Annotated in this window: 9 protein-coding genes, 1 tRNA gene and 1 pseudogene; 6 read left to right on the top strand and 5 right to left on the bottom strand. The window is 69.3% G+C overall.

The genetic code is table 11. The features are described from left to right. The first annotated feature begins 32 nt into the window (after positions 1 to 32). Positions 33 to 1,115, top strand: a complete 1,083-nt coding sequence (locus ASG63_RS23180; RefSeq protein WP_056222582.1) for a hypothetical protein — start codon at positions 33 to 35, stop codon at positions 1,113 to 1,115. Positions 1,116 to 1,214: 99 nt separating this feature from the next. Here the strand turns inward: ASG63_RS23180 and flhA are convergent, their stop codons facing one another. From flhA to ASG63_RS23165, 3 genes are all read right to left on the bottom strand, one after another. Continuing rightward, on the bottom strand, positions 1,215 to 3,380 hold the full coding sequence (flhA, locus tag ASG63_RS23175) for a flagellar biosynthesis protein FlhA (protein ID WP_056222579.1): 2,166 nt from the start codon (positions 3,378 to 3,380) through the stop codon (positions 1,215 to 1,217). 111 nt (positions 3,381 to 3,491) lie between these two features. Continuing rightward, complete coding sequence (locus tag ASG63_RS23170) at positions 3,492 to 4,736, bottom strand: hypothetical protein (RefSeq protein WP_056222574.1); 1,245 nt, start codon at positions 4,734 to 4,736, stop codon at positions 3,492 to 3,494. Positions 4,737 to 4,836: 100 nt separating this feature from the next. Next, positions 4,837 to 5,490 carry an ABC transporter ATP-binding protein gene (locus tag ASG63_RS23165; protein ID WP_055953674.1) on the bottom strand — a complete coding sequence of 218 codons (654 nt, stop codon included), beginning with the start codon at positions 5,488 to 5,490 and terminating at the stop codon, positions 4,837 to 4,839. A gap of 238 nt (positions 5,491 to 5,728) precedes the next feature. On the opposite strand from ASG63_RS23165, the gene ASG63_RS23160 reads away from it, so the two are divergent. From ASG63_RS23160 to ASG63_RS23150, 3 genes and pseudogenes are all read left to right on the top strand, one after another. Beyond that, positions 5,729 to 5,818: transfer RNA gene (locus ASG63_RS23160), tRNA-Ser, on the top strand. 503 nt (positions 5,819 to 6,321) lie between these two features. Beyond that, positions 6,322 to 6,969 carry a DsbA family protein gene (locus tag ASG63_RS23155; protein WP_056222572.1) on the top strand — a complete coding sequence of 216 codons (648 nt, stop codon included), beginning with the start codon at positions 6,322 to 6,324 and terminating at the stop codon, positions 6,967 to 6,969. A 14-nt stretch (positions 6,970 to 6,983) separates the two neighbouring features. Further along, positions 6,984 to 7,847, top strand: a pseudogene (locus ASG63_RS23150) (MBL fold metallo-hydrolase). A gap of 56 nt (positions 7,848 to 7,903) precedes the next feature. On the opposite strand, the gene ASG63_RS23145 reads toward ASG63_RS23150, so the two are convergent. Together ASG63_RS23145 and ASG63_RS23140 are read right to left on the bottom strand one after the other, a co-directional pair. Further along, positions 7,904 to 8,971, bottom strand: coding sequence for a spore photoproduct lyase family protein (locus ASG63_RS23145; RefSeq protein WP_056222568.1), 1,068 nt, complete (start codon positions 8,969 to 8,971; stop codon positions 7,904 to 7,906). 109 nt (positions 8,972 to 9,080) lie between these two features. Continuing rightward, the gene (locus ASG63_RS23140) at positions 9,081 to 9,842 is read right to left on the bottom strand and encodes an SHOCT domain-containing protein (RefSeq protein WP_056222565.1); all 762 of its coding nucleotides are present in this window, start codon (positions 9,840 to 9,842) and stop codon (positions 9,081 to 9,083) included. A 273-nt stretch (positions 9,843 to 10,115) separates the two neighbouring features. Between ASG63_RS23140 and glgX the strand changes: the two genes are divergently transcribed. After that, positions 10,116 to 12,392, top strand: a complete 2,277-nt coding sequence (glgX, locus tag ASG63_RS23135; protein ID WP_056222562.1) for a glycogen debranching protein GlgX — start codon at positions 10,116 to 10,118, stop codon at positions 12,390 to 12,392. A gap of 175 nt (positions 12,393 to 12,567) precedes the next feature. After that, positions 12,568 to 14,172, top strand: coding sequence for a hybrid sensor histidine kinase/response regulator (locus ASG63_RS23130; RefSeq protein ID WP_056222559.1), 1,605 nt, complete (start codon positions 12,568 to 12,570; stop codon positions 14,170 to 14,172). Positions 14,173 to 14,177 lie beyond the last annotated feature (5 nt).

The raw sequence follows: 14,177 nt of genomic DNA, 5'->3' as shown, positions 1-14,177 counted from the left end.
TTCACGCCCTCTCCGCCGAGATCGTGGCGGCGATGACGGCGGATCTGGGTCGGGAGCTGTTCCGCTACCCCTATCGGGCAGCCGGGGCGATGCCGCCCTTCCGGTTCGAGGTGCCGCCCCGGAGCGCGGCGGACCGCGCGATCTGCGAACGGATCATCACGGCCTGGCACGTCTCCGCCGCCGCGGATCCCGGCAAGACCGGCGGGATGTGGGATCAGCTCACCGCCGGCCACACGCGGTTGAAGACGGCCCTGGCGCAGCGCGATCCCGATCTGCTGGCGGATCTCCTCGCCAACATGTTCCAGGAGCACCTCGTCCACGGCCTGGCCATGGGCAAGAGCACGGCCGCCCGCGCCCGCAGCGTGCCGGATCGGCATGCGACCATGTGGTGCGACCGCCTGCTGCGCCTGGGCGAGGCCCTCGGCGTCTGTCCGGTCCGGTCGCCGGAGCAGGGCGGCACCGATGCCCCCCTCGAATGGCTCGACATCGTTGCCGCGGCGGAAGCGGTCCTGGGCTTCCCGTTGGCGTTCCCCGCCATCGGAGCCCCCTTCGGCGTGGCCCTGCAAGGGTCCGCCTTTCCCGAGCAGTCCTTCATGCATGCCTACGCCGCCTGGCGGGTCGACACGCTCGGACCGTTCCGGCGCCTCGCGGAGATCGGCGGCGGCTTCGGCGGGCTGTGCGCCTATCTGGCCGGCGGTGATCGAACCTACACGATCTACGACCTGCCCTACACGAACCTGCTGCAGGGCTATTTCCTGCTCAGATGCGGTCTGCCCGTCTCCCTGAGCGGCGAACCTTCGGAGCGGATCCAGGTCCTGCCCTGGTGGATGATCAACGATCCCGCCGCCCGGTTCGACCTGGTCGTCAATCAGGATTTCATTCCGGAAATGTCACCGGCAACCGGGCGGGCCTATATCGATCGCATCAAGGAGATCGCGCCGGCCTTCTACTCGGTCAATCATGAGGCCTCGGCAATGAACCTGCGGGCGGACCGCCAGCTGCGCGTCCCGGAGATCATCAGGGCCGCCGGCGGCTATACGCGGCGTTCGCGGAACCTGTTCTGGCTCCGGGACGGCTACGTCGAGGAATTCTACCTCTGCGGCACGACAGACTGATCCGCGTCTCCCCCGCGACGGGGACTACCGCGACAGGCGCGCGCGGCGAACCCGGATGGTCCGCGAGACCGGTTCACTGCCGGGGCGCGGGGTCGCCTCTCAGACCGAGCCGACGGTCCGGAGCCGGGCCCGGGGATGGATCTCCGCCTGGCTCATCACCGGCGTTTCGCGCCGGAAGCGCTCGATGATCGAACGCACGAAGGGCCGGGCCTGGACCGAGGTCACCAGCACGGGCATCTCGCCCATGCGGGCGGCGGTCTCGAAGCGGTCGCGCACCGTGTTGACGAAGTCCGAGAGCTTCGAGGGCTGCATCGCCAGGTAGCGCTCGTCGCGCTCGCCCGCGATCGAGTCGAGGAAGGCCTGCTCCCAGGCCGGCGACAGGGTGATGATCGGCAGCATGCCGTCCGGCCCCTGGTACTGGGCGCAGATCTGACGGCCGAGGCGGGCGCGGACGTGCTCGACGATGTCGCGCGGGTTCTTCACGTGCCCGGCCACCTCTGCGACGCCCTCGATGATCGCCCCGAGGTCGCGGATCGAGACCCGCTCGGCCAGCAGGAACTGCAGCACCCGCTGGATGCCGGTGGTGCCGATCTGGCTCGGCATCACCTCCTTGAGGAGCTCGGCATGCTCCTTCGAGACCTCGCGCAGGAGCTTCTGCACCTCGACATGGTTCAGGAGCTCGGAGACGTGCGCCTTGATGATCTCGGTGAGGTGGGTGGAGACCACCGTGGCGGCGTCCACCACGGTGTAGCCCTTGAGCTGGGCCTGGTCCCGCAGGGAGGCGTCGATCCAGGTGGCGGGGAGGCCGAAGGTCGGCTCCAGCATGTGCTGGCCGGGCAGCTGCACCTGTCCGCCCATCGGGTCCATGGCCATGAACTGGCCGGGGAAGATCTGGCCCGTGCCGGCCTCGATCTCCTTGACCCGCACCACGTAGGCGTTCGCGTCGAGCTGGACGTTGTCGAGGATCCGGACCGAGGGCATCACGAAGCCGAGCTCGGCGGCGAGCTGGCGGCGCAGGGCCTTGATCTGGTCCGTCAGGCGGTCCTGGCCCTCCGGGCCGTTGACCAGGGCGAGCAGGGCGTAGCCCATCTCGAGCTTGAGGTCGTCGAGCTTCAGGAGGTCGGTGACGGTTTCCTCCTTGGCGGCCGCGGCGGCGGCCACCGCCGAGGCGTCCATCGGCGCACCGTCGGCGTCGAGGGGCGGCGCCTCGCGGGCGACCTTGGCGAAGTGCCAGGCGGCGTAGCCGGACGCGCCGGCGAGCGCCAGGAAGGGCAGCATCGGCATGCCGGGCAGGAGGGCGATCAGCACCATGACGCCCGAGGACATGCCCAGGGCCTTGGGGTAGTTCGCGAGCTGCTTGCCCAGGGCCTTGTCGGCCGAGCCCTTCACGCCCGCCTTGGAGACCAGGATGCCGGCCGCCGTCGAGACGATGAGGGCGGGGACTTGCGAGGCGAGGCCGTCGCCGATGGTGAGCAGGGTGTAGGACTTCGCCGCCCCCAGGAACGGCATGCCCTGCTGGGCGACGCCGATGATGATGCCGCCGATCACGTTGATGAAGGTGATGAGCAGCGCGGCGATCGCGTCGCCGCGGACGAACTTGGAGGCACCGTCCATGGCGCCGAAGAAGGAGGATTCCTCCTCTAGGGCGGCGCGGCGGGCCTTGGCCACCTTTTCGTCGATGAGGCCCGCCGAGAGGTCGGCGTCGATGGCCATCTGCTTGCCGGGCATCGCGTCGAGGGTGAAGCGGGCGGCGACCTCGGCGATGCGGCCCGATCCCTTCGTGATGACGACGAAGTTCACGATGATCAGGATCGCGAAGACGATGATTCCGATGACGAAGTTGCCGCCCATCACGAAGTTGCCGAAGGCCTCGATGACGTGGCCGGCGGCCGCCGTGCCCTCGTGCCCGTGGCCCAGGATGAGGCGGGTGGAGGCGAGGTTCAGCGCGAGGCGCAGCAGCGTCGCCACGAGGAGCAGGGTCGGAAAGACCGTGAACTCGAGCGGATTGTCGATGAACAGCCCGGTCATCATGATCAGCACCGAGATGATGATCGAGACCGCGAGCAGCAGGTCGAGCAGGAAGGCCGGCAGCGGGAAGATGAGCACCGTGAGGATGCCCATCACGGCGGTGGCGAAGAACAGGTCCGTGCGCTTGGAGAGCGCGTTCAGGTTCGCCCGGTTCGGGATCGCGAAGCTCGCGAACTGTGCGAGGCTCCCCCCGGCCCCTCCCGCCGGAGCCGGCGCGCCGGCAGCCGTCTCGCTCATCGTCACCCTCGCTGCCCCCGAGGGTCGGGAGCTCGGCAAGATTTGCCGAGCACAGGGTTAGCGAAGGGTTAACGCCAGGCCGTCCGCCGCCCGGCTGAGCGGAAAACCGCGTCAGGCGAAGTATTTGCGGGTGACCACCGCGAGCGCGAACACCAGTCCGGCACCACCGGCGATGAGGCTGATCATCAAGAGGCGCCGGGGCTCCTGGGAGGATTCGGGCTTCACCGGCTCGACGATCATGCTGAAGAACTCGATCTGGCGCTCCGCGATGATCCGCGCCCGCTCGTTCGCGGCCAGCACCTTGGCGAAGTACTTCTCCGCATCCGCCCGGTCGGCGTCGTAGGCCTCGAACCGGGTGAGGGCGTTCGCCAGGATGCGGCGCTGCTCCGGGTCCTCGCTGGCCGACTGGCGCTCGATCCGCGCGATGTTGTCGTCGAGGTCCTTGATCTGGGCCTTCATGTCCTGGATGCGGCGGGTCTCCGGCGAGAGGTCGCGCTGACTCTGGATGAGCTGGACGGCCAGGTTGATGCGGGCCGTGCGCAGCTCCGACAAGACCTTCAGGTTGCTCTCGTTGGTCTTCTGCGCGTCGAGGACGCCGTCGCGGTTGCGCAGGGCCGCCACCTCGGTGCGGATCTTCAGCATCCGCTCCTCGGCCCGCTTGAGCTCGCGCTGGCTCTCCAGCACCGCGTCCTCGCGGGCTCGGCCGCTGAGGGCGTTCACCATGCGCTCGCTCTCGGCCAGGATCGCGTTCGAGAGGTTGAGGGCATCCTGCGGATCGAAGGCGTTCACGGACAGGAGGATGATGCCCGATCCGGACTCGATCTTGGTGTGGACTCGCTCGTGCCAGTACTTGACCAGCTTCTCGATCGGCTTCTCGGGATCGAAGCGCGAGAGGATGTCGATGCCGGGCCGGGAGAACATCTCCCGCAGGGGGTAGGTCTTCTCGATGGCCTCGATCATCGGCCGGCTCATGATGTAGTTCGTCGCGATCAGGCTGTCCTGCGCCACCATCTGCTTCATGGGGGAGCCGGAATTGGTGCCGACCTGATCGGGCGAGGCCTTGTCGACGTTGCCGAGGGCCGGCCGCAGGGCGAAGCGCGACTCGATCACGAAGCGGTCCGACGCGATCACGCCGTAATAGGCGATGGCCGCCAGGGTCGGGATCAGGAAGCAGACCAGGAAGAGCACCGGGATCAGCGGATCCGTCTTCACGTGGCTCTGGTAGGAGCGGATGCCCTTCTTGCGGTCGGCGAAGCGCGAGACGCGGGCGATCTGCTTCAGGGATTCGGCCACCGCGTTCGAGCGGTCGGCCGTGGTCAGCGGCTGACCCTGCGGGTTGCGGATTTCGATGCTCATGCGCCCCGGTATTCCATGTCGTCCGGCCATCCCGCCGCCAAGTTACACCCTTTGCACCGCCGCCGCGGCAAAACCGTGGCCACCGGCGCGCCGGCGCAACTCAGGCGTTCAGGCGGCGATAGACCTCGATGGCGTCGTCGATGCTCTCGTAGACGATCGCCCGCCCGTTGATGATGACGATGCCCTGCTGGCACCAGGTGCGCAGGGTGTCCATGCCGTGGGAGACCATGATCACGTCGGCATTCTCCCGGCGGGCCGCGAAGGCCTCCTCGCAGCGCTTCTGGAAGCGGGCATCGCCCACCGCCGTGACCTCGTCGATGAGGTAGCAGTCGAACGGGATGGCCATGCTCATGCCGAAGGCGAGGCGCGAGCCCATGCCGGACGAGTAGGTCCGGATCGGCACGTCGAGGTAGCTGCCGAGCTCCGAGAAATCCTCCACGAACTCCAGCACCTTGCGCGGGTCCTCGCCGTAGATGCGCGCCACGAAGATGATGTTGTCGCGCCCGGTCATGGCCGGGTGGAAGCCGCCGGCGAAGCCCAAGGGCCAGGACACGCGCGTGGTGCGGACCACGCGGCCCTTCGTGGGCATCTCGGTGCCGGCCAGGAGGCGCAGGGAGGTCGACTTGCCGGCGCCGTTGATCCCCAGGATGCCGTAGCTGGTGCCCGGCTTCAGGGTGAAGGAGACGCGCTCCAGGATCGTCCGGCGATGCCCGTCCGTCCGGTAGACCTTGGTCACGTTGTCGAAGCGGATCACGGCGGAGCACGACTCCCGAAGCCTGGCCCTGCGCGCATCGGCTGCAAAAGCGGCGAATCTGAGAACGCGGCGCCGCGACCCCCGAGGGGCGGGTGCCCTCGGCGGGGAAATCGCACGGGAATCGTCAGCTTTGCCGTTCCGAGGCTTGCACGCCGTCCATGCGGCTTGTACAGGACGCCTCCCGGCGCGATCGCGAAGCCCGGCCGCCCCGGCGGCTGCGAGACGCGGCGACGGGACCGGAGGGGTGGCCGAGTGGTTGAAGGCGCACGCCTGGAAAGTGTGTATACCGGAAACGGTATCGCGGGTTCGAATCCCGCTCCCTCCGCCAGATCCTGACGTCCGACATTCGGCTCGTGCGAGAACGCCCAGCGTTCTCCGCGCATCGCCATGGCTTCCGTCCTGTTCGAAATGACAGGGCTTCACCCACCCTCTCAAGAGCGACGGGGCGCCCCGCCGTCTGTCGTGCAGGCTCGGCAGCACCGCACATCGTCGCGTCGTTGTCGTCGCCCGGCTTTGTTCGCGGGAGGCACCATCGTCATCCTCGCCCCCACCGCCGGCCACGGTTTCCTGCACAGGGCCGGCGAGCGCTGCGGTGAGGACCTGATCGGCGCGCTTTGCGCTGAGTTTAGGCGGGCGTCGGGACATCCGTGGCGCCGCCGGCCCCGGTTCGGTGAATCCGCAGACCGGGCCGCCGCGCAGGGGTCGGGCGACCCAGTCCAAAAATTGGACTCGTCTTGCTGAAAGTCTGGCGCTAAATGACGCCTCATCTGAATTTTGTCGGTTAATTCAGACGAGTCGCGGCGTGCGCAGCCACAAAGCAGGTCCAGGTCCATGCGGTTGACCTTTCTGTTCGATCCCTTGTGCGGTTGGTGCTACGGAGCCGCTCCCGCGCTGGCCTGGATCGCCCAGTCGGGGACGGTCGCGCTGGACCTCGCGCCCACGGGCCTGTTCGCGGGCGAGGGCGGCCAGCCCATGGATCCCGCCTTCGCGGACTATGTCTGGCAGAACGACCAGCGCATCGCGGACCAGACGGGGCAACCGTTCAGCAACGCCTATCGCGCCCTCATCTTCGGGACGCCGGGAGCCGCCTTCGATTCGGCCGCCGCCACCCTCGGCCTCGTCGCGATCGGACTGACCCGGCCCGGCCGGGAGCTCGAAGGCCTGCAGGCGCTCCAGCAGGCCCGCTACGTCGCGTGCCGGGACACTGCGGATCGCACCGTGGTTGCGGACGTGCTCGCCGGCGCCGGCTTCGCGGAGGCCGCCGGCCGGCTGGCGGAGCCCGACCTCGAACTGCGCGAGGCGACCCGGCATCGGATCGAGGCCGCCGTCCGGATGGCGGCCCGGTTCGGGGCTCGGGGCGTCCCAGCCCTCGTCCTCGCGGACGAGGAAGGCGCCCGACGCCTGCCGAGCGGCATCCTCTTCGGCGACCGGGACAGACTGGCGGCCGAGCTTCGCGCCGGATCGGGAGAGATACCATGATGGAGAAAACGCCGATGCAGACCGGGCTTGGCTCGACCATCGCGATGCCGCTGACCGGGCTGGCCGGACCCGGGCTCGCCTGGATGCACTTTCCCGCCGGCCCGTAGGGGTTCTTCCGCGCCCCGGTGCTGATCGAGGGGCCGACCGAAGCGATCCTGATCGACGGCGGCTTCACCGTCTCCGACGGTCGAGCCGTCGCGGCGGCGATCGCGGCGACGGGCAAGCGCCTCACGACGATCTATGTCAGCCAGTCGGACCCGGACTATTACTTCGGGCTGGAACCCCTCTGCGAGGCCTTTCCGGAGGCCCGGGTGCTCGCTGCCTTCGCCACCGTGTCGGCCATCGCCCGCACGGTCGATGCGAAGATCGCCGCCTGGGGCCTGCAGCTGGGGGCCGAGGGTCCGGGGACGCGGGCCGACGTGGTCATGCCCACGCCCTTCGACGGCGCTGCCCTGTCGGTCGACGGAGAGACCGTCGAGATCGTGCCCGCCATGGGCCTGCCCAACCGCCGCACCCTGTTCGTCCCGGCCCTGAACGCGGTGTTCGGCGGGGTTCTGATCTTCTCCGGCGTCCACGTCTGGACCGCCGACACGCCGAGCCCGGAGGCCCGCGCCGCCTGGATCGCCGAACTCGACCGGATCGCCGCGCGTGCGCCGTCCGTCGTCGTGCCGGGGCATCTGGCGGTCGAGGCCGCCACCGACGGCTCGGCCCTCGCCTTCACCCGAAGCTACCTCCTGGCCTTCGAGGAGGCCCTCGCTGCGGGCGGGGATGCCGCCGCGCTGAAGGCCGCGATGCTGACCCGCTTCCCGGGCCTCAGCATGGACATCGCGCTCGACATCGGCGCCAAGGTCGCCACGGGCGAGATGGTCTGGGGCTGATGCGGGGAGCGGCACGCCAGCGGGGGCGGCGGACGGTGGCCGGGCCGCCGGCCCCCTCAGAACGCGTACCGCACCGTACAGTAGGGCATGCGCTCGGCGAGCAGGGCCTTGAAGCGGGCGAGCCACTGGCCCTTCCAGCCGGTGCGGTAGCGCAGGTTGGCGCCGCCGCCCTCGGAGACCTTCGCCTCCTGGATGTCCGGCCGCCAGAGCAGATCCTCGGCCTTGGGGTGCCAGCCGAGATTGACCGCGTGCAGGTCGGCGTTGTGGGTCAGCAGGATGATCTCCGCCTTGAGCTGCGCCCGGGCCGCCGGCCCGATCGCGCCGTCGATGGCGGCGAACAGGGCCGCCCAATCGGCCTCCCAGCCCTCGTAGAGGATGACCGGCGAGAAGTTGACGTGGACCTCGTAACCGGCGGCGACGAAGTCGTCGATGGCGGCGATGCGCTCGGGGATCGGTGCCGTCCGCACGTCGACGATGCGGGCGATGCGCTCGGGCATGAGCGAGAAGCGGATCCGGGTCTTGCCCTGGGGGTCGTAGGCCAGGAGATCGCGGTTCACCGCCTTGGTGGCGAAGGACGCCTTGGCGTTGGGGATGTCCCGGAAGAGCGCCACGAGATCCCGCACCGTCTCGCTCACCATGGCGTCCACCGAGAGGTCGCCGTTCTCGCCGAGGTCGTAGACCCAGAGGGCGGGATCGATCGTGTCGGGCTCGGGCAGGGGCCCCTGGCGGGCGGCGTGGCGCGCGATGGCGACGGCCACGGCCTCGACGTTGACGAAGAGCGAGATCGGATTGGCGAAGCCCTTGCGCCGGGGCACGTAGCAGTAGGCGCAGGCCATGGCGCAGCCGTTGGAGGTCGAGGGGGCGATGAAGTGGGCGCTGCGCCCGTTCGGCCGCATGGCGAGGCCCTTCTTCACCCCCAGCACCAGGGTGGAGCGCTTGATCCGCACCCAATCTTCCACCGAGCCAGCATTGCCGTGCAGACTCGGGATGTTCCAGTGCGAGGGGACGACGATGCGTTCGGCCTCCGGAAACCGGTCCAGGATCTCCCGCCCGCGCGGGTAATCCGGCACGGCTGGCTCGTGATAGATCGTCGTGACGTCGAGGAGGTCGCGGGGTCGGGCCATCAGCCTTGCGGAATCTCTGCCGCGATCCGCGTCCTGCGCGCGGCACCGGTTCCAGGCCAACGCAGCCGGCCCCCGGGCGATCCGGCCCGCGTCGTTCGGAGCCTGGCGATCAGAGGCGCGCGAGCAGCTCGGCCTTCTTGGCGGTGAACTCGCCCTCCGTGAGGATGCCCTTGCGGCGCATCTCCGACAGGCGCTCGATCGTCGAGAGCACGTCGCTGCCGCCCACCGGCCCGGCGCTGCCCGGATGCGACGCCTCGGCGCCCGGATGACCGGCCTCGAAGGGTTCGGGCGCGAAAGGTTCGGGGGCGAAGGGTTCGGGGGCGAAGGGGCGGGCCTCGCCGCGCTCGGCCTCGTCGAGGCGCTTCAGGCTGGCGAGGTCCACGGGGCCGCCGGGGCCGGAGAAGCGCAGGCTCGTCGCGCTGCCCTGCTGCTGCGAGACGCCGCTGATGGCGTGATCGGCGGTGTCGTAGATCGCGGCCCGCCCCTCCGATTCGACCACGAGACGCCGCTGTACCGGGAAATAGGCGTAGCGCATCCCGTTCTGCGATCCGGCGGTGGCCGGTGCCCCCCATTCGGGAGGCCAGGGCGCCCCGGCGCCGCGCGGCACCTCCGACCAGGCGCCGGCCGGCAGCGCGGCGGCGAGGGCGGTGCAGAGGGCGTCCACCCGGGCCTTGAGCTCGGCGTTGAACATGTCGCCGATCATGGTCATGCCCGAGCCCGACCATTGGCCGAAGCCGCCGAGCTCGGGATGGTTGAACTGCGCCATCCGGCCGTGGCCCGCTTCGAGCGCCTGGACGAGGTGGCGCACGGCGTCGAGGCTGACCCGGTAGCGATCGGCGATCGCCTGCAGGCCGTAGGGCTGATCTGTCATGCGCCGGTCTCCTTGCCCCGGGCGGCCCCCGCCGCGCCGAGTTCGCAGTCTTGGTGTTCGCAGTCTTGCCGTTCGCAGTCTTGCCGTTCGTAGTCTTGCCGCAACCGCTCGCGCCGTGGAAGCGGCTGCGGGGCACCGCGCCGTGCGCTGCAAAAAGATTTGCCCCGTGGCGGACCTTCCGGCGAAGCGTGAGCGTTCCTGTCCAGGTTTCCAGGACGGGGCGTCGCGCAGCGCCCTGTCTCGACGCACCCACCGATACCGCCCGGAGCGAACATGGCCGACACGACGAATCCCGCGGACCGCTCAAGCCCGCAGGGCCGCGCTAAACGTTCGCGCATCAAGGAAGGCTCGCCCTATCCGCTCGGCGCGAACTGGGACGGCCTGGGCGTGAACTTCGCCCTGTTCTCGGCCCATGCCACCAAGGTCGAGCTCTGCCTGTTCGACGATGACGGCGTGAACGAGATCGAGCGGATCGAGCTGCCCGAGTACACCGACGAGATCTGGCACGGCTACCTGCCCGACGCGCGCCCGGGCACCATCTACGGCTACCGCGTCCACGGCCCCTACGAGCCGACGGCCGGGCACCGCTTCAACCCGAACAAGCTGCTCATCGACCCCTACGCCAAGGGGCTCGTCGGCTCCATCACCTGGAACCCGGCCTTGTTCGGCTACCAGATGGAGACCGGCGACGACCTGACCTTCGACGACCGCGATTCCGCGCCCTTCACCCGCCGCTCCCGCGTCATCGACCCGGCCTTCACCTGGGGCCGGGACCGCAAGCCGCACGTGCCGTGGGAGAAGACCATCTTCTACGAGACCCACGTGAAGGGCTTCACCAAGCTCCACCCGGCGGTGCCGGAGAAGCTGCGCGGCACCTATGCGGGCCTCGGCACGCCGGCGGTGCTCGACTACATCAAGAGCCTCGGCGTCACCTCGGTGGAGCTTCTGCCGGTCCACGCCTTCGTGCAGGACGATTACCTGCAGGAGAAGGACCTGGTGAACTACTGGGGCTACAACACCATCTCGTTCTTCACCCCCGCCCGGCGCTACGCTGCCGTGCCGGACTTCGCCTTCTCCGAGTTCAAGGAGATGGTGGCGCGCATGCACGGCGCCGGCCTCGAGGTGATCCTGGACGTGGTCTACAACCACACCGCCGAGGGCAACGAGAAGGGTCCGACGCTGTCGTACAAGGGCGTCGACAACGCCTCCTACTACCGGCTCATGCCCAAGGAGCCGCGCTACTACATCAACGACACCGGCACGGGGAACACCTTCAACCTGTCGCACCCGCGGGTGCTGCAGCTCGTGACCGACTCCCTGCGCTACTGGGCCACCGAGATGCGGGTGGACGGCTTCCGCTTCGACCTCGCCACCATCCTGGGCCGCGAGCCGCACGGCTTCGACGAAGGCGGCGGCTTCCTCGACACCTGCCGGCAGGACCCGGTGCTGAACGGCGTCAAGCTCATCGCCGAGCCCTGGGATTGCGGCCCGGGCGGCTATCAGGTCGGCGGCTTCCCGCCGGGCTGGGCCGAGTGGAACGACCGCTTCCGCGACGACGTGCGCGGCTACTGGCGCGGCGACGAGGGCATGCTGCCCGATCTCGCCGCCCGGCTCACCGGCTCGGCCGACAAATTCAACAAGCGCGGGCGCAAGCCCTGGGCTTCGGTGAACTTCCTGACCGCCCATGACGGCTTTACGCTGAACGACACCGTGTCGTACAACGAGAAGCACAACCTGGCGAACGGCGAGGACAACCGCGACGGACACTCGCACAACCTGTCGAACAACTACGGGGCCGAGGGACCGACGGACGATCCGGAGATCCGCGCCGTGCGCCTACGCCAGATGCGCAACATGCTGGCGACGCTGTTCCTCTCCCGCGGCACCCCGATGCTGCTCGCGGGCGACGAATTCGCCCGCACCCAGAACGGCAACAACAACGCCTATTGCCAGGACAACGAGATCTCCTGGCTCGACTGGGAGGCCGTCGGGCCCGAGGAGCGGGATCTCGCCGAGTTCACGCAGCGCCTGACCCTGCTGCGCGAGGCACTCCCGATCCTCACCCGCGGCCGATTCCTCACGGGCGCCTACGACGAGGAGTTCGGCGTCAAGGACGTGACCTGGCTACGTCCCGACGGCGGGGAGATGTCGCCGGAGAACTGGACGCAGGGCGATGCCCGCGCCATCGCGGTGCTCCTCGACGGCCGGGCCCAGGCCTCGGGCATCCACCAGCGCGGCGGCGATGCCACCCTGCTGTTGCTCTACAACGCCTACCACGACCTCGTGTCGTTCACCCTGCCGGAATCGGTGGGCGGCGTCGGCTGGACGCGGCTCCTCGACACGAACCTGCCCGACAGCCAGGACGTGGTGAGCAAGCCGATCGGTGCGACCTACGAGGTCACCGGACGCTCGATGCTGATGTTCGTCCTGAAGCCCGAGGAGGTCGAGGGCGTCGAGGCCAGCGACGGAGAGCGTTCCTACCAGCACGTGATGCAGGCTTTCGAGCGGGCCAACGTCAACAGCGTCCGCTTCGAGACCGAGCAGCGCTGACCCTCCGACCCGCCGCGCGTCTCGTGACGCGCGGCGGGTCCTCGCTGAATCGTCATGCCGACGGTGAGATGCCTGGGCCGGCACAGGGAACGATGATGGCGCCGGGAGTTTGACCCGTGTAAGGGGCGACCTGCCAGGCTCGCCTGCGAAGCCCCGCCGATGTGATAGCGCGACGATGATCGACACGCCCAAGATGCCGCCGAACGGGGCGCTCGCGCAGGACCCGATCCGATCCCCGATCAGCCCGGAAGCGGCCTTCTTCTTCGCCTCGGTGGCCGCCTCGCGCATGCCGATGGTGGTGAGCGACCCGCGCCTGCCCGACAATCCGATCATCTTCACCAACGACGCCTTCCTGGAGATGACCGGCTACCGCCGCGACGAGGTGCTGGACCGCAACTGCCGCTTCCTCCAGGGGCCGGACACCGATCGGGGGGCGGTGCGCGAACTCGCCCGGGCGATCGCGGCCCGCGAGAACGTCGCCACCGAGATCGTCAACTACCGCAAGGACGGCACGCCGTTCTGGAATGCGCTCTTCGTCTCGCCGATCTACGACGCGGGCGGAACGCTGGTGTACTTCTTCGCCTCGCAGCTGGACGTTTCGCGCCGGCGCGACGCCGAGGAGGCCCTGGGCCAGGCCCAGAAGATGGAGGCGCTCGGCCAGCTCACCGGCGGCATCGCGCACGACTTCAACAACCTGCTGCAGGTGATCGTCGGCTACGTCGACATCCTGGGCGCCGGCCTCGACGATCCGAGCGCCGACCGCAACCGCCTGCGCCGGGCCACCGACAACATCCGCACCGCCGCCGAGCGCGCCACGACCCTGACGCAGCAGCTCCTGGCCTTCGCGCGTAAACAGCGCCTCGAAGGCCGCTCGGTGAACCTGAACGCCCTGGTCCAGGGCATGGCCGACATGGCCGGCCGGACCCTCGGCGAGACCGTCTCCCTCGACTTCGACCTCAGCCCCGACCTCTGGAACTGCCGCGTCGACCCGAACCAAGCCGAGGTCGCCCTCCTCAACGTCTTCATCAACGCGCGCGACGCGATGCCGGAGGGCGGCCGCCTCACGGTGCGGACCGAGAACCACGTCATCACCGGCGAGGTCGACGGTCCCCTGGCCCCCGGCCGCTACGTCACCATCAGCGTGAGCGATACCGGCAGCGGCATCCCGGCCCATGTCCTGGCCCGGGTCATGGACCCGTTCTTCACCACCAAGGAGGAGGGCAAGGGCACCGGCCTCGGCCTGTCGATGGTCTACGGCTTCGCCAAGCAATCGGGCGGCGCCGCCCGCATCGAATCCGTCCTGGGGGCGGGGACCGTGGTGCGCCTGTCCTTTCCGGCCACCGAGACCGCGGTGTTCGAGGCGGCGCCGGCCGCGGTCGGCCCCCAGGAGGGGTCCGGCACCGAGACGATCCTCATCGTCGACGACCGGGAGGACGTGGCCGAGCTCGCCCGCACCATCCTGCGGGATTTCGGCTACAGCACCCTGATGGCGCAGAACGGCCGCGAGGCCCTCGAAGTACTGGACAGCGGGAACGCCATCGACCTGCTCTTCACGGACCTCATCATGCCGGGCGGCATGAACGGCATCGCCCTGGGACGCGAGGCCAAGCGCCGGCGGCCCGACCTCAAGGTCCTGCTCACCACGGGCTACGCCGAGGCGAGCCTGGAGCGAACCGATGCCGGGGGTTCGGAGTTCGATCTCCTGAACAAGCCCTACCGCCGGACGGACCTGGTCCGCCGCGTTCGGGCGGTTCTCGACGGGCCCGTCGCGATCGGCTGACGCCT

This window comes from Methylobacterium sp. Leaf94, assembly GCF_001426045.1.
Taxonomy (GTDB): Bacteria; Pseudomonadota; Alphaproteobacteria; order Rhizobiales; family Beijerinckiaceae; genus Methylobacterium.
Note: the sequence above shows the minus strand (reverse complement) of the source record. Positions and strands in the feature narration are given on the sequence as shown.